Genomic DNA, 18,907 nt, shown 5'->3' on the forward strand with positions numbered 1-18,907 from the left:
GGTAACGATTTTAGTAGTGCCTATGATGATTCAAGCCGTGGAGCGAACTGATGGTATAAGCGCACCAGCAGTTGAGGATCGCCAAAGCCACCTGCTTTAGTCATCACTCGCTTTCGCCTATCGCCATCCATACTCCCTAGTGCCACCCCGGGTGACCACTCCGTCTCGACAGAGATATAACTCACCCCCAGTTGGGTCAATACGGCCATGGCGATATCCCCGCCGGTTAAAAATAGCAAACACGGATCATCGTCCCGCCAGGCAGACGTAAGGTCGGCCACTTTGGAAGCCATCGACTCGGCGACTTGGTTTGCCGTGCATTCCTCACTCTCTCCGGGCACGACCACATAGGTCCCTAAGGCCGGGCTACTATTACAAGGTGTAGCAGAGGGCTCGGTACACGCTTTAATCACGGCCAAACCGGGCACGTATTGTCGCAACTGTTGGAGCTGTTCGGCAGCACGAGGGCTTCTAGAACCGATGGCATAAAGCACTGTATTTACGCTATTCAACGCTCGAAATGGTGCATCAGGCCGCCCGAAAAAACGCTGGGCGATAGCCGTTGCCAGCCCCGCAGCCCCCGCCATTGCTCGGCGGCAGCCAGCACTCGACACGAGCTGATAGAGCGCAGCAAGCTCCTCGTCGCTTTGGGCATCGGCGATACAGTCCCCGTTAGGGAGTTGAACGCCCTGACCAGAGCGATAGCGCTGCAGCGGTTGTCCGCTGACGGAAAATGCCTGATCAATGGGGCCGATCAGGGGCGTTGAGAGGGCATCCTGTTGGTAGGTGGTATCAGCCAGTGGAATGCCGTCCACCCACACTTCGGCATTACGCACTGTTCGCCCCTGGGCCGGTACCGCGGGAGCCAGCAGCAGGGGAAAGCCAAGCGCTTCCCGCAGTGCCGTGCACTCTGCGACTACTTGGCCACGCAGGGTTGAATCGACTTTCTTGAACCACTCCTGCGGCGCGACTCGCGTGAGCAAACGCACTGCTTCGCTTACCCGAAGCGCCGCCTCCTCAGATTGCAGATGGCGAGACTGGGTATTCACGGCGATGACCTCTGGCCACTGACCTTGCCATGCCTCTAGCGTTGTCGCTAATGCCTCCAGGCTAATCACCACGCGGACATCTGCGCCTCGCGCGGCAAAGGGTGCTGAAGTGTCCAGCGCGCCCGAAAGATCATCGGCAATAATCGCCAATCGGCAGCCGCTCATGCCTTGGCGCCACTGGCTAACCGTCGCGCATAGGCAATCGCTGATCCCATGTTGGTGGCATCGGCTTTGCCCTGCCAGGCAATATCAAAGGCAGTGCCGTGATCCACCGAGGTGCGCTGAAGCGGCAAGCCAAGGCTGACATTGACCGTGGTATCAAAAGCAATCAGTTTGACGGGGATATGGCCCTGGTCGTGATACTGGGCAATAACCAAATCGAACTCGCCTTTCGAAGCGCGGTAAAACACCGTATCCGCAGAGATCGGCCCGCTCACATCAAAACCCCGTTCCCGCAAGCGTTCCACCGCTGGGGCGATACAGCGACTATCTTCGTCGCCAAAAATCCCTCCTTCACCGCAGTGCGGATTAAGGCCTGCCACGGCAATGCGCGGAGCCTTCATGCCCAACGCGAGCAAGTGCGCGTGTCCTGCTTCAACGGTGGCAATGATGCGTTCAGGGGTCACTCGGTCGATCGCATCACGTAGCGACACGTGGGTGGATACATGTAGCGTCGAGAGCGTCTCAGATGCCAGCAGCATAAACGACGAGGGCGCACCGGTCAGCGATGCCAGCATCCCGGTGTGGCCATCGTAATGGTGCCCGGCTTCATGCAACGCCGCCTTGTTCAGCGGGGCGGTGACAATCACCTGCGCCCGCCCCGCCTGCACCAATTCCACGGCTTTATGAACGCAGCGAAACGCCATATCACCCGCACCGGCGCTAATTTGACCATCAGCAATCTCAACGCCTTTCGGCACCTCGACCACACCGACCGCCACACAATCCTTATCGCTCTCTACCTGCTCCAATGGCACGAACTCAAGCACAACACCAACACTTGCCGCCGCACGGCGATAAATAGCCGGGTCACCGATGACCATCGCCGTGGCACGTTCGGTGGCGGACATAGCACTCAGCGCGCGGCAAATAATCTCAGGGCCGATGCCAGCAGGGTCGCCCATGGTGATCGCAATTTCATAACAGCGTGGGGAGCTATTCATGGCATTAACTGCCCGCCGTTGACCTCAATGATTTGACCAGTGACATAGCTACTGAGCGTATCGGTCGCCAGAAAAACGTACGCACCCACGCACTCTTCCGCCGTGCCCAAACGCCCCATGGGAATCGATGCCCGAGCTGCGTTTAGATGAGCATCGCTTGAGTGGCGCTCATGAAAATCGGTCGCAATCGTACCGGGGGCCACAGCATTCACGCGGATATTATCCCCGGCAAGTTCCTTGGCCATATTTCGCGTTATCGTGCTCACAAAACCTTTTGCTGAGGCGTATAGGCCAGCGCCTCCCCCGCCGCCATTACGTGCGGCAATCGAGGTAGTGTGAATAATATTGCCGCCACCTGCGCGACGAAAATGCGGTAGCGCCGCCCGACTAGCCATAATCACTGAACGGACATTGAGATCCATGACCCGGTCATATTGGTCATCGTCCATCTCATCTAAGCCAACCCGGCCCATCATGTCCCCCGCGTTATTGATCAACAGGTCTAAACCGCCCAGACGCTCGGCGGCATCGTCGACGAGTTTTTGGGTCTCGCTGGTGTGGCTGACGTCTGCTTTAACGGTAAAGGCGTCCCCACCCGCATCTCGAATCGCCTTAGCCACCGCTTCAGCGGGCGCTTCACTGTTGTGATAGTGCACCGCTACGTGCGCTCCCAACGCCCCCAGCTGTTTCGCAACCGCCGCGCCAATGCCACGGCTAGCACCGGTGATAAGTGCTCGCTTACCGTTCCACTCGTCTAACATGAAATTCTCCTTAACACTTTTGCTTTTATTGTGAGAGCCACACTTAGCGAAACCGTCGTCCTCTAGATAGATTTAACTATCGACCCGAAATGGAGCGGTGCGCTAAAGTAAGCAATGAACTGGCATACCTGTCATACAAAGCGACATCTATAACATGATAGGCGATGGCGTGTTTAGCGCCAGTCTCCTACCACTGCCAACGATTAAAACTAATTCTAAGAGCGAATGGAGAAGTACATGAATCCACTTTCATCGACGGACACACTTCCCGCCGACCTGGGTAACGCGCTGCTGGTTGGCCGCGTTTGGCTGGAGGGCAGTCATCCTGGCCCCGCGCTAGTGACCGTCAACAACGGTCAGGTGATCGACATTACCGCCTATGGGCCCACCATGGCTGACCTGCTGGAACGCGACGACCTACAAGCGGTAGTGCAGCGAGCGGAAGGCCCCAACCTAGGTAGTGTCGAGGCACTGCTGGAAAACTCTCAGTTACCCCTACCACAAGCGCCCTACCTGCTAGCCCCTGCGATGTTCAGGCCGTTAAAGCCTGCGGCGTCACCTTCGCTGTGAGTTTGTTAGAGCGAGTGATCGAAGAGCAAGCGGGCGGCGACCCTGCACGAGCGGTGGAGCTGCGCAACGACCTGCAGGCACTGATCGGCACCGACCTTTCCAAGATTGCGCCGGGTTCTGAAGAGGCGATGTCGCTTAAAAAAGCGCTACAGGCCCGCGGCGGCTGGTCGCAATATATGGAAGTTGGCATCGGCCCCGACGCGGAGGTATTTACCAAAGCCCAGCCGCTCTCCTCGGTAGGTTTTGGCACCCCGGTAGGTTTACACCCATCATCTCAATGGAATAACCCCGAGCCGGAAATTGTCCTGGCAGTAGACAGCCGCGGCCAGGTGCGCGGTGCGACTCTGGGCAACGACGTTAACCTGCGCGATGTGGAAGGGCGCAGCGCCCTGCTGCTCGGCAAGGCAAAAGATAACAACGCCTCCTGCTCCATTGGTCCCTTCATTCGCCTGTTTGATGACCACTTCGATATCGACAGCGTTCGCAACTGTCAGGTATCGCTGCGCATTGAGGGTGAGGATGACGACTTCTTGCTCCAGGGCGAGAGCGATATGCGCGAGATCAGCCGCGACCCGCTGGACTTGGTAAGCCAAACCATCGGCGACCACCACCAATATCCGGATGGTTTTATGCTGTTCCTCGGCACCATGTTTTCTCCCATTCAGGATCGCGACGGGGAAGGCCAGGGTTTTACCCATCATCAGGGTGATCGCGTCACCATCGCCACCCCCGCCCTGGGCGCCCTGGTCAACCAGGTAGGCAGAAGCGATCAATTGCCGCCCTGGACCTACGGTATTCGCGAACTGATGCGCCACTTAGCGCGCCGCTGATTCTAACAATCAATACGCCACTCATATCACAGCCTAGGAGCGCACAATGACAACCATCACTCGCGTCGAGATCCAGGATATTCGTTTTCCCACCTCGCGTTCTCTGGATGGCTCGGATGCCATGAATGCCGCGCCGGACTACTCCGCCGCCTACGTCATCCTGCACACCGATGACAGCAGCCCCGAGGGGCACGGCTTAACTTTTACCATTGGCCGCGGCAACGAGATTGTGGTTACCGCTTTGCACTCACTAGCGCCGCTGATTGAAGGTCGCTCGCTGGCCTCTATTACCGACAATATGGGCACCTTCTGGCGGGAAATTACCGGCGACAGCCAGTTGCGTTGGATTGGCCCCGATAAAGGCGCAATTCACCTAGCCACCGCCGCCATCGTCAACGCCGTGTGGGATATGTGGGCGAAAAACGAAGGTAAGCCGGTGTGGAAGCTGCTGGTGGATATGACCCCGGAACAGCTGGTGCGCTGCCTTGATTTCCGTTTCGTCACCGACGCGCTAACGCCGGAAGAAGCGATCTGTCTGCTGCGCCGTCAGGCCTCCGGCAAAGAAACCCGCGAAGCCGAAATGCGCCACGATGGCTACCCCCCTACACTACTTCAGCGGGCTGGCTGGGTTACAGCGACGAGAAAGTGCGCGGTCTGGCGCGTGAAGCGCTGGCTGAAGGCTGGACTCATTTCAAACAGAAGATTGGCGGCGACATTGAAGAGGATGCCCGCCGAGCGGCGCTGCTACGCGAAGAGATCGGTTGGGACAACGTGCTGATGATGGACGCCAACCAGGTGTGGGAAGTCGACGAGACGATCACCAAGATGCGTCGGCTGGCCGAATTTGACCCGCTATGGATAGAAGAGCCCACCAGCCCTGACGACATTCTCGGCCACGCCGAAATCCGCCACCGGGTTGCGCCTATCGGCGTCGCCACTGGCGAGCACTGTCACAATAAAGTGATGTTCAAGCAGTTCTTCCAGGCGGATGCCATCGACTATTGCCAGCTCGATGCGGCACGTTTGGGCGGGCTTAACGAAGTGATTTTAGTAACGCTGATGGCCGCCAAGTTCGGCGTGCCGATTTGCCCCCACGGCGGTGGCGTCGGGCTGTGCGAGTACACCCAGCATATCTCCCTGTTCGACTATATCGCGGTATCCGGCAGCCTTGAAGGTCGCGTGCTTGAGTATGTGGATCACTTGCACGAACACTTTATCGACCCGGTAGTCATCAACCGTGGCCGCTACCAAGTGCCTGAAGCGCCAGGTTACAGTATCGCCATGCACGCAGAATCCCAAGTACAGCACCGCTTCCCCGAGGGCGCGGCCTGGCAGGAAGAGAATGAATGACAGACACCACCTCCTTTCTAAATGAGCTAACCAGCCTGCTCGGCGAGCGAGGCCTGCTGCGCGAACCAGACGCCATAGCGCGCTACGTTAGCGACTGGGCGGGGGATACGCTGGGCACACCGCTGGCGGTGGCCCGTCCGGCTAACACGGAAGAAGTCGGCGAGGTGGTAAAGCGCTGCTACGCCCAAGGAATCGCGATGACGCCCCAGGGCGGCCATAGCGGTCTGGTGGCGGGCGCCTTGCCCGCCGCCAACGGTCAGGAGTTGGTGATCAGTCTTGAGCGCTTAAATAGCGTGCGTGCCATTGATCCGATTAACTTCACCATTACCGTAGACGCTGGCTGCATCCTTGAGAACGTCAAGCTGGCGGCTTTTGATCATGACTGTGACTTTCCGCTCTCGCTGGGCGCCCAAGGCAGTTGTCAGATTGGTGGGAATATTGCCACCAATGCGGGCGGACTTAACGTACTCCGCTACGGCATGATGCGCGAGCTGGTGCTGGGGCTTGAAGTGGTGCTGCCCGATGGGCGCGTCTGGGAAAGCCTGAATGCGCTGCACAAGGACAACCGCGGTTACGACCTTCAGCAATTGTTTCTGGGTAGTGAAGGTACGCTGGGTATTGTTACGGGCGCAGTGTTAAAGCTTTCACCACGCACTACCCAGAACCGGACTGCTCTACTGGGCCTACCCTCCGTCCAGGCGGTCATCGACCTGTATGGTCTGGCGCGCCGGGAGTGCTGCGACCTGCTGACGGCTTTTGAGCTGATTCCTCGCCGCTGTATCGAACTGGCGATTGAAGCGACGCCAGAGCTGCGTGACCCGCTTGAAGACGCGTACCCCTGGTACGTGCTGATGGAGGTCGCGGCCACGGGGCCAGTGGATCTGGGTTCGATGTTGGAAGCGCTGCTGGAAACCGGCATGGAGCGCGAGCTGGTGCTGGATGGCGCGCTGGCTTCCAGCGACACCCAATCCGCCCAGCTATGGCAGTTCCGTGAAAGCATGCTGGAAGGCCAGCGGCGGCGCGGTGAGCACCTGCGTACCGATATCTCGGTGCCCATCTCGGCGATACCCGACTTCGTTACCCGGGCAAGCGAGGTGGTGATGGTAGCATCACCCGAGTGCGAAATTATTGCCTACGGGCATGTGGGCGACGGCAATCTGCACTTCAACATTCTACCGCCCACGGCAATGACGGATAGCGATAAGAAAGCCCACCTGCACGACCTGGAGGAGCGGCTGTTTGAGGTACTTGACGGTTTCAACGGCAGCATCAGCGCCGAGCACGGCATTGGCCGCACCAAGCAGGCACCCTACCTGGCACGGCTATCGCCTGTTGAGCGGGAACTGGTCAGCGGCGTTAAGGCGCTGTTCGACCCCAAGGGGTTGATGAATCCAGGCAGGATCTTGCCTACCGTAGAGTAACCCCGACGCTTTGTTCATTCGTGCCTGAACCGCTCCGCCAGACCGCGCAGGGCATTGGCATAGAGCAGGGCATCGATACCCACCCAACAAAGGTGCAGCCCGCAGCAAGATAGCCGCGGGCTGCCTGCTCATCCACCGTCACGATACCTGCGGCCTTTCCTGCCGCACGTATTGTGGTGATGGCATCGTTAATCGCCGCGGTGACGTCAGGATGACTGGCGTTGCCCAGGTGCCCCATTGAGGCCGATAAATCCGCCGGGCCAATGAACACCCCATCGACACCTTCTACTGCGGCGATTGCCTCCAGATTGGCAAGTGCCTGGGGGCTCTCTACCTGCAGCATTAGGCAGATTTCGTCATCGGCGCGGGAGAGGTAGTCTTCTGCCTGCCCCCAGCGCGAGGCGCGTGCCAGCACATGACCAACGCCGCGACTACCGCGGGGTGGATAGCGTGTGGCCGCCACCAGTTGGGCAGCCTGCTCAGCCGTTTCCACCATGGGGATTAACAGGTTCTGAACGCCAATATCCAGGTAGCGCTTGATCAGCACCGTATCCCCGGTGGGCGGGCGCACCACCGGGTGGCTACCATAGGGGGCCAGTACCTGTAGTTGGGCAAGCAGGCTCGATACATCGTTGGGAGCATGCTCGGCATCAAGCAGCAGCCAGTCAAAGCCTGCCGTGGCGGCAATCTCCGCGGTGTAGGCGCTCGCCAAGCCGAGCCAAATCCCCGTTTGGGGCTGTCCCGCCAGCAGCTGCTGCTTAAACGCGTTGTGCGGCATTTTCATTCGCTTTCCTTTTCATCAATACCCCATAACGTCTGGCAGCCAAGTAGCCAGCCCCGGCACAGCGATGAGCAGTAGAATGGTAGCGATAATCGGCAGTAAGAACGGCATGATCGCTGTGACGACCTGGCCGTAGCGCAACCGTGTGATGCCCACCATCAGGAACAACACGGTGCCAAAGGGCGGGGTAATAACCCCTACTGAAAGCGTGATCACCATCACAATACCGAAATGCACGGGGTCTAATCCGGCACTTAGCGCCGCGGGAACCACAATCGGGGTAAAAATCAGGATGCTTTCAATCACCGACATAAAGCAGCCGATAAGCAGGAAGAACAGCGCAAAGCAGAGCAACAGCAGGATCGTTGGCATATCGATGCTGGCCACCTGCCCCGCCAACGCCTGAGGAATTCCCATACGCACCAGGATCCAGCCATAAAAGCTGGAGACCGCAATAATCAGCAGGATCACTGCACTGAACATCAGGGTACGGCGGAAAGCGTTATAGAGGTCTCGCCAGTTCAAGTCACGGTAGATCAGCCCGCCTAGAATTACCGCGTAGAGCGAGGCAATAGCACCCGCCTCGGTGGGTGTGAAGAAACCACCCCAAATACCACCGACGATAATCGCCGGCATCATTAATGGCAAGATGGCACGCCTACCGGTGCGGGCGACTTCGCAGGCATCAAAGGGTGTGGGCTTGGGCATCACTACCTTGCCACTGGCAGCCAGTAGCACGGTCATCCCCATCAGCAGCAGCGCCATCAAAATACCCGGCAGTAGCCCCGCCATAAACAGCCCGCCAATGCTCACATTGGCTAACCAGCCGTACACAACCAAGGCAATACTGGGCGGCAGAATCGGCCCAATAACGCTGGAAGCAGCGGTAACACCGGTGGAGTAATCCAGCGCATAGCCACGCTCTTTCATGGCTTTGATTTCAATGCTGCCAAGCCCTGCGGCATCGGCAACGGCAGTGCCCGACATAGTGGCAAAAATGGAGCTAGCCACCACATTCGCGTGACCCAGGCCGCCCTTGGTAAAGCCCACCAGCGCGGTGGCGAAGTCGAAAATACGCGTGGTGGTGGAGCCAATATTCATGATGTTGGCGGCCAGAATAAACAACGGTATCGCCAGCAGGGTAAAGTTATTGAGCGTTTGCACCATGCGCAGCGGCAGTAACTCAACGGGCAGCCCACCGGTACCAGTAGCCACCAGGGCGATAAAGGAGGTCACGCCAATGGCGACCACCACAGGCAAACCAATGGCCATCAGTACTAACAGGCCACCGACGAAAATCAGTAGTTCGGTCATGGTTGAGAAGCCTCCTCTTCATGGGACGTTTCCAACCACGCCACCGGGCCGCGCAAAGTTTGCCAAAGGGCAATCAGCGCCATGCCCACAAAGCTGAAAAAGATGCCGTAATAGAGATAGCTGAAGCTGATACTTAACGAGACGGTTTTATTGTTGGCGCTCATGTCCGACATGATCCATGCCCCCAAGCAGCAAGCGCAAAAAAACCGCAGGAAACCAGTGCAGTAAACCGATACTGAATATTCTTACCCAGCCCGGAAAGCTTGTGGCTAAACAGATCGACCACCAGGTGTTCACTGCGCACCCACGCCGATAGCGAGCCAAAGCCAATCGCGTAGATGGCCAACATAGACGCTACTTCTTCGGTCCAGGGCATGCCCAGCCCCAACAAGTCGCGGGCAATGACCGCCGCCACGATCAATAGCAGGATGGCCGCCATTAACGCCACGCCTACCCCATCGCACAGGCGGATGACACCACGCAGCGTATAGAAAGCGATTCGATCCGGCCCTTGGCTGGGCGCTACAGCGTCTTCCACAGCAGAACTCCTTACCCTGACGTCTTTTTTTGGTTATGAAAACTTATTTGTCATGAAAAACTGGCTTGTCTTGTAAAACAGCGACGGCCCAATGGGCCGCCGCTGTTTTTGCCAAAGGTGTGTTACTCGCTCTGGTTACCCAGGGCATCTTCACGAACACCGTCGGCCATTTCGGCCATGACACGATCAATCGCCGGTAATGCGGCTTCGCGGAAAGCGGCAATATCAGGCTCAATAACCGTCATGCCTTCGTCCTGCAGTGCTTCCAGGTAGTACTCATCGAGTTCGCGCTCACGCTCGGTACCGTGCTGACGCGCCACATGAATGGCCTCTTCGATCAGTTCCTGATCCTCGGCTTCAAGACCTTCCCACCAGCGCGCACTCGCCACCCAGTTCCACGGGAACTGCACGTGGCTGGTCATGATGAGATGATCCTGCACTTCCCACAGGCGGCGGGTATAGGGCGATGAGAGCGAGTTCTCGTGACCATCAACCTGCCCCGTTTGCATGGCAAGGTAAATTTCGGGAGCGGGCACATTGACGACCTGGGCGCCGATCTCTTCCCACACTTCCATCCATACTGGCAGCGCAGGAAGGCGCATGCGGAAACCATCAAGATCTTCCGGCGTTTCGATGGCTTTATTGGCGGTCATGTGGCGCGGGCCGCGGTGCTGGGTGCCGAAGTATTTGAGGCCGCCCTGACTCTCCGCCTTTTCAATCAGCGCCTGGCCGGAGGGGCTCTCCATATAGGCATCGACTTCGTCCCAGGTTGAGAACACAAAGGGCACAGTAATGGCATCGTATTCAGGCGCGTACTGCTGGCGCCAGTTACCGCCAGTGATAGAGAGCTGGGTTTGACCAAGGTTCAGTAGTTCCAAAACGGCATTTTCGCCGCCCAATGAACCCGCCAGGAAGGGACGAACATCGAAGCGACCCGGTGCCTGTTCTTCTAAGTACTCAGCAAAGCGCTCCACCGCTGCGCTTTCCGAACCGCCCTCACTCATGGTGTTGTTAACTTGGATTTCGATAGGATTCGCCAAGACGAACGGCGCCGTCGTTAGCATGCCTAGGGTAGCCAGCGTGGCAAGCAGTTGTTTCCGCATGGGATAGACTCTCTACGGTTGTCGTTATTGGGTGTAATGCTTGTTTGATATTGAAACAAGCTGCCAATGGGCTCAAATCGACGTTTAAGAAGGCTGACTTCGTCAAATACGATGGCTAGAAACGCCGCTATAGCAGGCTTTTTAACCTCGCCCCTCACCGCTGTACGACCAAAGATGAACACCTGACGGCAGTGATTAACCTACTATCTCGCACGTGTTAGGCAAGTGAAGGGTTAGGAAGTGGCGCTTAGCTTTCTCAAAGTACGAAGCCATAAAGAGGCTATTAGTCATCCTCATTCTGGGTAAGATGATCCACCAAATGCCGGGCAGTCACATGCAGCGAGGCATAGCGCCGCATGCCAATCACCAGTTCGCGCTGAGCCCACGGATCGCTAAGCGGGATACTTTTAAGCTGTAAGTCCCCCAGATCACGATAGATGGTTTGCTCAGGCAGTACGCCAACGCCCATACCATGGTGGATCATGCGGCAAATGGCATCGAAGCTGCGTACCTGAATGCGCATGCGCAACGCTTTACCCGCCAGGTTAGCCTGTTCGTTCAACAGCGACTGCAGCGAGGCATCCTGCTGCAAGCCGATAAAATCGAAAGCCAGCGCTTCATTAAAAGCGATGCTTTCACGCCCAGCCAAAGGATGATCGATAGGGGTCATTAACACGAGTCGATCTTGTCGATAGGAGAGCTGTTGAAGGTCGGGCGCCGCTACATGGCCAGCAAAGATACCGATATCGGTCAGCCCGTCGCGAACGGCAGCGATAATTTCGCTGCTGACCCGCTCCTGAAGATCAATTTTGATTTCCGGGTAGAGGCGTGAGAAGGCGCTGAGATCCTGGGGAAGAAAGGCAATGATCGCCGAAGTATTGGAGTGGATACGCACATGGCCGCGGACGCCTTCGCCATACTCGCTGAGCTCGGCCTGCAGGCGTTCAATGTTATCCATAATACGTCGGGCATGATGCAAAAACGCCTGACCTGCGGGAGTCAGTTCTACACCTCTGGGGCGACGATAGAGCAGCGTGGTGCCGACCAACGTTTCCAGGTCACTTATGCGTTTGCTCACCGCGGCGAGAGCTAAGTGTTCACGCTCCGCCGCCGCCGTCAGACGCCCCTCATCCGCCACGGAGATAAACAGTTTAAGGGTGACAAAATCAAAGCGGCGCATCCTACGAACTCCTTGAAAGCAAGCTCCCTATGGTAGCCCACACCTTCGCCAGCCACGAACCCTTTGTTATCCATTGCCTAATTGTCGCCCCTATTTAGCTCACGCATGCTGGCTAATAGTGATAATCCAATGATAAGAGAGAGCCTTAATGAATGCTTCCGAAGCGCGCCAGCTTCCGCTACAGGGCTTAAAAGTACTTGAGCTTGGCCAACTGATTGCGGGGCCTTTCGCCACCAAACTGCTGGGCGAATTCGGTGCCGACGTGATTAAAATCGAACCGCCGGGCACCGGTGATCCACTTCGCAAATGGCGAATGCTTGAAGAGGGCACCTCGCTCTGGTGGCACGTTCAGACCCGCAACAAGCGCTCGGTGGCGCTAGATTTGCGCAGTGAAGAGGGGCAAGGCCTGGTGCGCCAGCTCGCAGCCGAAGCCGATGTAGTGGTGGAAAACTTCCGCCCGGGCACCTTAGATAACTGGGGGCTAGGCTGGGAAGCGCTCTCCCAACTCAACCCACGGCTGATCATGGTGCATATTTCCGGCTACGGTCAGACAGGGCCTTACCGGGACAAGCCCGGCTTTGGGGTGATTGGCGAAGCCATGGGCGGGCTGCGTTACCTCACCGGCCAGCCGGGAGAGCCTTCGGTACGCGTGGGGGTGAGCATCGGCGACTCGCTTTCCGCGCTCTACGCGGTGATTGGCACGCTACTGGCGCTCCAGGAGCGCAACCGTAGCGGCCTGGGCCAAGAAATCGACGTCGCGCTATATGAGTCGGTATTTGCCATGATGGAGAGCCTGCTACCGGAGTTCGATGCCAGCGGCCAGGTTCGCGAACCTAGCGGCAGCGCCCTGCCCGGCATTACCCCCTCAAACGCCTACCGCTGCCAGGGTGGCGATTACGTGCTGATTGCCGGTAACGGCGACAGCATTTTCAAACGCTTAATGGGCGTGATTGGTCGTGATGATCTCGCCAACGACCCGGCACTGGCCCACAACGATGGGCGCAGCCAGCAAGCCGATATGATTGATGCCGCCATTCAGTCCTGGACGGAAGAGCGCCCACGGGATGCCATTTTACAGGCACTGGATGAAGCCCGTGTGCCCGCAGGCTACCCCTACACGGCGGAAGATATCGCCTTTGATCCCCACTATTTGGCGCGGGAGATGATTCAAACCTTTACCCGCCCCAACGGTAAACCGCTAAAAGTACCCGGCGTACTGCCCAAGCTGAGCGCTACCCCTGGGCAAATCGGCGACGGCGGCCCGACGCTTGGCCAGCATACCGACGATGTTTTGGATGAGCTGGGCATTGACCACGAAACCCGCGCCAAGCTTCGCCAAGCGGGCATTATTTAAGGAACGCATCATGAACCAGCCAAGCCCATGCCCCACTAAGATCGAAATCAACGAAGTCGCCCCCCGTGATGGCCTGCAGATTGAGGCACGCTTTGTGCCCACCGAAGAGAAAATCCGCTGGATCGATGTGCTCTCCACCACTGGCCTAAGACGCATCGAAGCAACCTCGTTCACTTCACCTAAAGCGATTCCCAACCTACGCGATGCCGCCGACGTAGTAACCGGCATTCAGCGTCGGGAAGGGGTCGATATCACCGTGCTGGTGCCCAATGTAAAGGGCACCGAGCGGGCGCTTGCCTGCCAGGTGGATGAAATCAATCTGGTGATGTCCGCTAGCAACAGCCACGGGCTGGCCAACCTGCGCATGACGCCGGAACAATCCCTTGAGCAGTTCGCGGCTATCTTAGAAGCGACACAGGGTAGCGGCGTGTTTATCAACGCTTCTCTATCCACGGCCTTTGGCTGCCCGTTTGAGGGCGACATCCCCGCAGCGCGGGTGCTGGAACTGGTTGAGAAGCTTATTGGCCTTGGCATTCAGGGCGTCACGCTCTGCGATACCACCGGCATGGCCAACCCCGCCCAGGTCAAATACCTATGCGAAGCAGCACTGGAGCGCTGGCCGGAAACGCCGTTCACGCTGCACTTCCACAACACCCGCGGAATGGGGCTGGCCAACGCCCTAGCGGCGTGGCAAGCAGGTATTAGCCGATTTGATGCCTCACTAGGTGGGCTGGGTGGCTGCCCCTTCGCTCCCGGCGCTAGCGGTAATGTATGCACCGAAGACCTGGTGCATATGTTTGAAGCCATGGGCGTCGATACCGGTGTCGATCTGGATGCACTGCTTGAAGTCGCCGCCACCCTTCCCGACCTTATCGGCCATGATGTGTCGGGGCAGGTGGTAAAAGCCGGGAAATCGACTCGGCGTTATGCGATGCCATAAGTTCATGCCTAAAGCTCACGCCTAAGCGTTAGCCAGGCCCAATCACATGCTTCACTTCCAGATAAGCACTTAGCCCCCAAGGGCCTAGTTCACGCCCAATACCGCTGCGCTTGAAGCCACCCCAGCCGGTTTCTGGTAGCACTAGCTGCTCGCTGTTGTACCAGATGCTGCCCGCCTTGAGCTGTCGGCCAATGCGCTTGGCCCGCTCTGGATCGCCGCTGATAACCGTAGCAGCCAATCCATACACGCTGTCATTGGCAAGCTGGATGGCTTCGGCTTCACTTGCCACGCTGCGGCCGCAGAGCACAGGGCCAAAAATCTCTTCCTGCCACAGGCGGCTCTCTAGCGGCACATCACGGTAGAGTGTAGGCGCAAGGAAGTAGCCCTTCTCTGGCAGCGTGCGGTGTCGCTTGTCGCGCACTGCCGCTAGCCCTTCCTGTTCGGCAATATCCAAATAGCGCTGCACGGCGTCGCGCTGCTTGGCGCTGGTTAACGGCCCCAGATCGGTACCTTCAGCAAGCGGGTCGCCCAGCGTCAGCGCATCCATACGTTCGGCAAGCGCGGCATAAAGGGCTTCGGCCACGTTTTCGTGCACCAATAAACGCGAAGTTGCGGAGCAGATTTGCCCGGCGTTGAAGTAGATACCCGCCATTACCCAGTCGGCGGCCTGTTCGGGGTCGGCATCTTCCATCACCAGGATCGGAGACTTTCCGCCCAACTCCAGGGAGACGCTGGCGGTACGGGCGCTTGCCGCTTGCATCACCGCTTCACCGACGCGGTTGCTGCCGGTAAAGGAAATTTTATCCACATCCGGATGGTGGGTTAGTGGTGCACCGATGCCCTCACCGTCGCCGTTGAGCAGGTTGAGCACCCCAGCAGGCAGACCAATCTCCAGGGCTATTTCTGCCAGCACCCGCTCGGGGAGCGGCGTGACTTCGGAGGGCTTGAGCACCGCGGTGCAACCGGCCGCCAAGGCGGGCGCCAGCTTCCAGGCGCTGGTCACCAGCGGGAAAATTCCACGGTGCAATCAACCCCACGACGCCCACGGGGTCGTGATAAGTGCGCGCTTCAACGCCCTCCATTTCCACGCTGACCAATTCGCCCTGGCGGGCATCCAGCGCCCTGGCCTGCCCAGCGTAGTAGCGATAGCAGGCAATGGCATCGTCCAGATCGATCCCTGCTTCTGCCAGCGGCTTGCCGTTGTTGGTGGCCGAAAGCGCCATGAGCGCTTCCCGACGGGCTTCCAGTGCATCGGCAAACCCCTCAAGGTATTTTGCCCGTGCGCTGCCGTCCAGCGCCTGCCAGGCGGGCTGCGCCTGCTTTGCGGCTTTGACGGCGGCGTCGACATCGGCGGCGTCACCTGCCGTAACCTGGGCAATCCGCTCTTCGCGGTAAGGATTCATCACGTCGAGCAGTCGGGTGCCCGCCGAGGGCACCCACTGGTTGTCGATGAATTGTTGATTGATAAGTTGCTGGCTGAGTGACTGCATGGAAATATCCTAGTCAGAAAATGCGCACGCACGCTGCCAGGCAGCAGCGTCAATTTCGATCAATAGAGGCCCGTTGGTTTCCCGGTTGGCGAGCGCCTTAGCAAACTCGGCGGGGCTTTCTACCAGCACGCCGGGGCAGCCAAAGCCTTCGGCCAGGGTGAGGAAGTTGGGTGCCTGAATATCTACGCCCAGGCGCGCCACACCGTTGGCATCCATATAGCGACGAATCTCTTCGTAACCGGCGTTGTGCCAGAGCACAATCACCACTGGCAGGCGTTCTTCTACGGCGGTTGCGATTTCCGAGAGCGTAAACATCACCCCGCCATCGCCCACCAGTGCCACCACCGGCAGATCCGCTCGCGCCAACTGTGCACCCAGTGCCGCCGGTAGCCCATAGCCCAGGGTGCCGTAGCCGGTAGAGGCATTGAAGTAGCGCCTGGGGGCCGGCTGGCTGACCAGGTGGTTACCGGCATACACCGGCGCGGTGGAATCGCCTACCAGAATGGCCTCGGGTAGATGCTCGGCAAGCGTTGCATACAGCGGCACAAAGTCGCTAAAGGGCGGGTCGTTGTGAAGGCTCAGCGCGCTCAATACGGCCGCGGTTCGCGCCTTTCCGTGGCGGTATAGCGGCTCGGGGAAGTAGCCAAGAAGAAGTTCAAGGCTACGCCCGGCATCGCCGACTAGCCCCAGCGTTACGCGCTGATTGCGCACCAACTGCTCTGGGTCGAGGTCAATACGAATCAGCGTGCCGTTAAGGTGAAAGCCGCCATCAAACACCACATCGTAGTCGGTCTCGCCAAGCTCGGTGCCCACCGCCAGAATCACATCGGCATTGGCGGCTAGTTCACGCACTGCGGGCAACGCCGCGTTAGCACCCAAATCCAGCGGATGGTCGCGGCCTAGCAACCCTTTGGCGTTAATGGTCGTTACCGTGGGGGCATCAAGATTTTCTACTAATGCTCGCGCTGCTTCTGGGGCTGAAACGCAGCCACCGCCTAATAGCACCAGGGGCTGTTTCGCTGCATGTAACAAACGGGCGGCTTCGGTAAGTCCTTCTGGATCAGGTGCGGCCCGATAGAGCCTAGGCGCCTGCCAACTCACCGGCACGCTCACCAGTGCATTGAACAGGTCGATGGGGATTTCGATGTGCACCGGTCCCGGTCGCGCGCCGTTGAACACGGCAAAGGCCTGGGCCAGCACCTCGGGTAGTGCATTGGCGTCCAACAGCGTGTGGCTGAATCGCGCCACGCCGCTGATCATCTGCTGCTGGCTGGGCAGCTCGTGCAGTCGCCCTTGGCCTAACCCTAAGGTGTCGCGGCGGTTAACGCTGGAGATCACCAGCATGGGGATCGAGTCCGCCAGGGCCTGGCCCATGGCGGTCGCTATATTGGTCATCCCCGCCCGGTGATAATCAGGCACACTCCCGGCTGGCCGCTGGCGCGGGCATAGCCGTCGGCCATAAACCCGGCGCCCTGCTCATGGCGTGGCGTAACGTGCCTCACATCGCTGCCTTCCAGGCCGCGGTAAAGCTCCACCGTATGCACGCCCGGGATGCCGAACAGGGCACGTACCCCGTAAGTATCGCGCAGTAGGCGGATCAATAACTCGGCACAGGTCATGGCCGCTTGATTGCTCGTTGCATCAGTATTCGTTGCATCAGCGTTCATTGCAGGCCCCTTAGAAGAAAAACGTATGGGCCATGAAGGCAATGATCGGCAGCGTAATGGCAGTACGCAGCAGGAAGATGGCGACCAACTCCCAGAGCTTGATGGGGATTTTCGACTTGAGCAGCAGTGCGCCGATTTCCGACATGTAGATCAACTGGGTGAGCGACAGGCAGGCAATCACAAAGCGGGTGAGTTCGCTTTCGATATTGGTCGCCAGCACCGCGGGCAGGAACATATCGGCGAAGCCCACCAGGGTGGCGGGCGCCGCCGCTTCTGCCTCGGGAATCCGCAGCAGCTCTAGCACCGGTACCATGGGGTAAGAGAGCCAGGTAAACAGCGGAGTAAATTCCGCCAGAATCAGCGCCACCGTGCCAATGGCAAACACCAAGGGAAGTAGACCAAGGAAAATATCCATCACGTTGAGGAGCGCCAAACGTGCCAGCTCACGGGGCCCGGGAGCTCCAGCGGCGCGATTGGTGGCCTGAATCAAGCTGTAACGGAACAGACCCACTTTTTCAGTGCGCTCTTCGCTCAACTGGCAGCCCACGGGCTCGTAATAGTCATTGGATTTGCGCGACAGCGGCGGCAGGCGCGGCACAATCACTGCAGCGATCACCCGGAAACCACCACCGTAAAGTAGAACTGCACAAACAGGTGGTTGATATCGACAAAACTGGTGACGAGCAGCGCAAACGCAATCGACACCACGGAGAAGTTGGTGGCAATGACCGAGGCTTCGCGGCGGTTATAGAAGCCCTGCTCGTACTGCTGAGTGGTGATCAGCACACCGACGGTGCCCGATCCCATCCATGAGGCGGTGGCATCAATAGCGCTGCGTCCCGGCAAATTAAAAATCACCCGAAACGGCTTACGTACCATACTGCCGATGAACTCCATAAAGCCAAACTCGACTAGAAACGGCAGCAGCAGCGCAGCAAAGAAGAAGAACGTTAATAGTACCGGCGCCAGATCATTGAGCATCACCCCACCGGTAAAGGACGCAGTGACGAACTCTGGCCCAAACTGAAAATAGGTCATCACAGCAAACAGCGCGCCTAAAACGCGCATCACTAACCACACTGGCCCGACATGAAACATTTCGTGCAGCATGCCTTTTTTGGCCCAGGCAGGGTTAGCTAGCTTGGCGTAAATCGTCGCTACCACCGACAGGCAGAGTACCACTACCGCAATAGCTGGCAGCGCCGAGCCTAGCAAGGTTTGCAGGCTATCGGCCATTAGGCCCATGCCGATGTTAATGGTATCGCCCACTTGAAAAGGGACGAGAAACAGCAGCACCCCAATTAGCGATGGAATGATAAATTTCAGTAAGTGCGCGCGGGGTATCGGTGCCGACGAGGTCGGCTGTTCCGATTTAACGTTGCTATACGACATAGGG

General features: G+C 58.3%; 9 protein-coding genes and 7 pseudogenes. 5 read left to right on the forward strand and 11 right to left on the reverse strand.

Translation table 11 applies throughout. The annotated features are described in order from the left end of the window. Positions 1-20: 20 nt before the first annotated feature. From FDY98_RS18110 to FDY98_RS18120, 3 genes are read right to left on the reverse strand one after another with little or no spacing between them, the layout of a single operon-like run. Complete coding sequence (locus tag FDY98_RS18110) at positions 21-1,214, reverse strand: four-carbon acid sugar kinase family protein (RefSeq protein WP_009287492.1); 1,194 nt, start codon at positions 1,212-1,214, stop codon at positions 21-23. Beyond that, positions 1,211-2,212 (reverse strand): 4-hydroxythreonine-4-phosphate dehydrogenase PdxA, encoded by a 1,002-nt coding sequence (gene pdxA, locus FDY98_RS18115; RefSeq protein ID WP_009287491.1) that lies wholly within the window; start codon positions 2,210-2,212, stop codon positions 1,211-1,213. The genes FDY98_RS18110 and pdxA overlap by 4 nt, the downstream gene beginning before the upstream one ends. Further along, positions 2,209-2,973 carry an SDR family NAD(P)-dependent oxidoreductase gene (locus FDY98_RS18120; protein WP_027956968.1) on the reverse strand — a complete coding sequence of 255 codons (765 nt, stop codon included), beginning with the start codon at positions 2,971-2,973 and terminating at the stop codon, positions 2,209-2,211. The genes pdxA and FDY98_RS18120 overlap by 4 nt, the downstream gene beginning before the upstream one ends. 237 nt (positions 2,974-3,210) lie before the next feature. On the opposite strand from FDY98_RS18120, the pseudogene FDY98_RS18125 reads away from it, so the two are divergent. The 3 genes and pseudogenes from FDY98_RS18125 (at position 3,211) to FDY98_RS18135 (ending at position 7,144) form a co-directional block, all read left to right on the forward strand. Then, positions 3,211-4,373, forward strand: a pseudogene (locus tag FDY98_RS18125) (fumarylacetoacetate hydrolase family protein). A gap of 46 nt (positions 4,374-4,419) precedes the next feature. Continuing rightward, positions 4,420-5,723: pseudogene (locus tag FDY98_RS18130) on the forward strand (L-fuconate dehydratase). Continuing rightward, entirely contained in the window at positions 5,720-7,144 is a 1,425-nt protein-coding gene (locus tag FDY98_RS18135) for an FAD-binding oxidoreductase (RefSeq protein WP_027956971.1), read from the forward strand. The pseudogene FDY98_RS18130 and the gene FDY98_RS18135 overlap by 4 nt, the downstream one beginning before the upstream one ends. A gap of 14 nt (positions 7,145-7,158) precedes the next feature. On the opposite strand, the pseudogene hpaI reads toward FDY98_RS18135, so the two are convergent. The 5 genes and pseudogenes from hpaI to FDY98_RS18160 all read right to left on the reverse strand — a co-directional run bounded on the left by hpaI (position 7,159) and on the right by FDY98_RS18160 (position 12,060). Beyond that, positions 7,159-7,928, reverse strand: a pseudogene (gene hpaI, locus FDY98_RS18140) (4-hydroxy-2-oxoheptanedioate aldolase). A 15-nt stretch (positions 7,929-7,943) separates the two neighbouring features. Continuing rightward, entirely contained in the window at positions 7,944-9,239 is a 1,296-nt protein-coding gene (locus tag FDY98_RS18145) for a TRAP transporter large permease (RefSeq protein ID WP_009287487.1), read from the reverse strand. Next, positions 9,236-9,777 (reverse strand): annotated as a pseudogene (locus FDY98_RS18150) (TRAP transporter small permease). Before FDY98_RS18150 ends, FDY98_RS18145 begins: the two are co-directional and overlap by 4 nt. Positions 9,778-9,899: 122 nt before the next feature. Continuing rightward, positions 9,900-10,880, reverse strand: a complete 981-nt coding sequence (locus FDY98_RS18155) for a TRAP transporter substrate-binding protein (RefSeq protein WP_009287485.1) — start codon at positions 10,878-10,880, stop codon at positions 9,900-9,902. A 283-nt stretch (positions 10,881-11,163) separates the two neighbouring features. Further along, on the reverse strand, positions 11,164-12,060 hold the full coding sequence (locus FDY98_RS18160; protein WP_027956974.1) for a LysR family transcriptional regulator: 897 nt from the start codon (positions 12,058-12,060) through the stop codon (positions 11,164-11,166). Between the two features lie 148 nt (positions 12,061-12,208). On the opposite strand from FDY98_RS18160, the gene FDY98_RS18165 reads away from it, so the two are divergent. Together FDY98_RS18165 and FDY98_RS18170 are read left to right on the forward strand one after the other, a co-directional pair. After that, positions 12,209-13,414: a CaiB/BaiF CoA transferase family protein gene (locus FDY98_RS18165; RefSeq protein ID WP_027956975.1), complete on the forward strand. Its 1,206-nt coding sequence runs from the start codon at positions 12,209-12,211 to the stop codon at positions 13,412-13,414. A 10-nt stretch (positions 13,415-13,424) separates the two neighbouring features. Beyond that, positions 13,425-14,354: a hydroxymethylglutaryl-CoA lyase gene (locus FDY98_RS18170; protein WP_027956976.1), complete on the forward strand. Its 930-nt coding sequence runs from the start codon at positions 13,425-13,427 to the stop codon at positions 14,352-14,354. 28 nt (positions 14,355-14,382) lie between these two features. On the opposite strand, the pseudogene FDY98_RS18175 reads toward FDY98_RS18170, so the two are convergent. From FDY98_RS18175 to FDY98_RS18185, 3 pseudogenes are all read right to left on the reverse strand, one after another. Next, positions 14,383-15,844: pseudogene (locus FDY98_RS18175) on the reverse strand (aldehyde dehydrogenase family protein). A gap of 9 nt (positions 15,845-15,853) precedes the next feature. Then, a pseudogene (locus tag FDY98_RS18180) lies at positions 15,854-17,463 on the reverse strand (5-guanidino-2-oxopentanoate decarboxylase). Positions 17,464-17,521: 58 nt separating this feature from the next. Then, positions 17,522-18,903, reverse strand: a pseudogene (locus FDY98_RS18185) (YjiH family protein). Positions 18,904-18,907 lie beyond the last annotated feature (4 nt).

The sequence above is a fragment of the Halomonas sp. PA16-9 genome (assembly GCF_009728585.1).
GTDB lineage: Bacteria > Pseudomonadota > Gammaproteobacteria > Pseudomonadales > Halomonadaceae > Vreelandella > Vreelandella titanicae.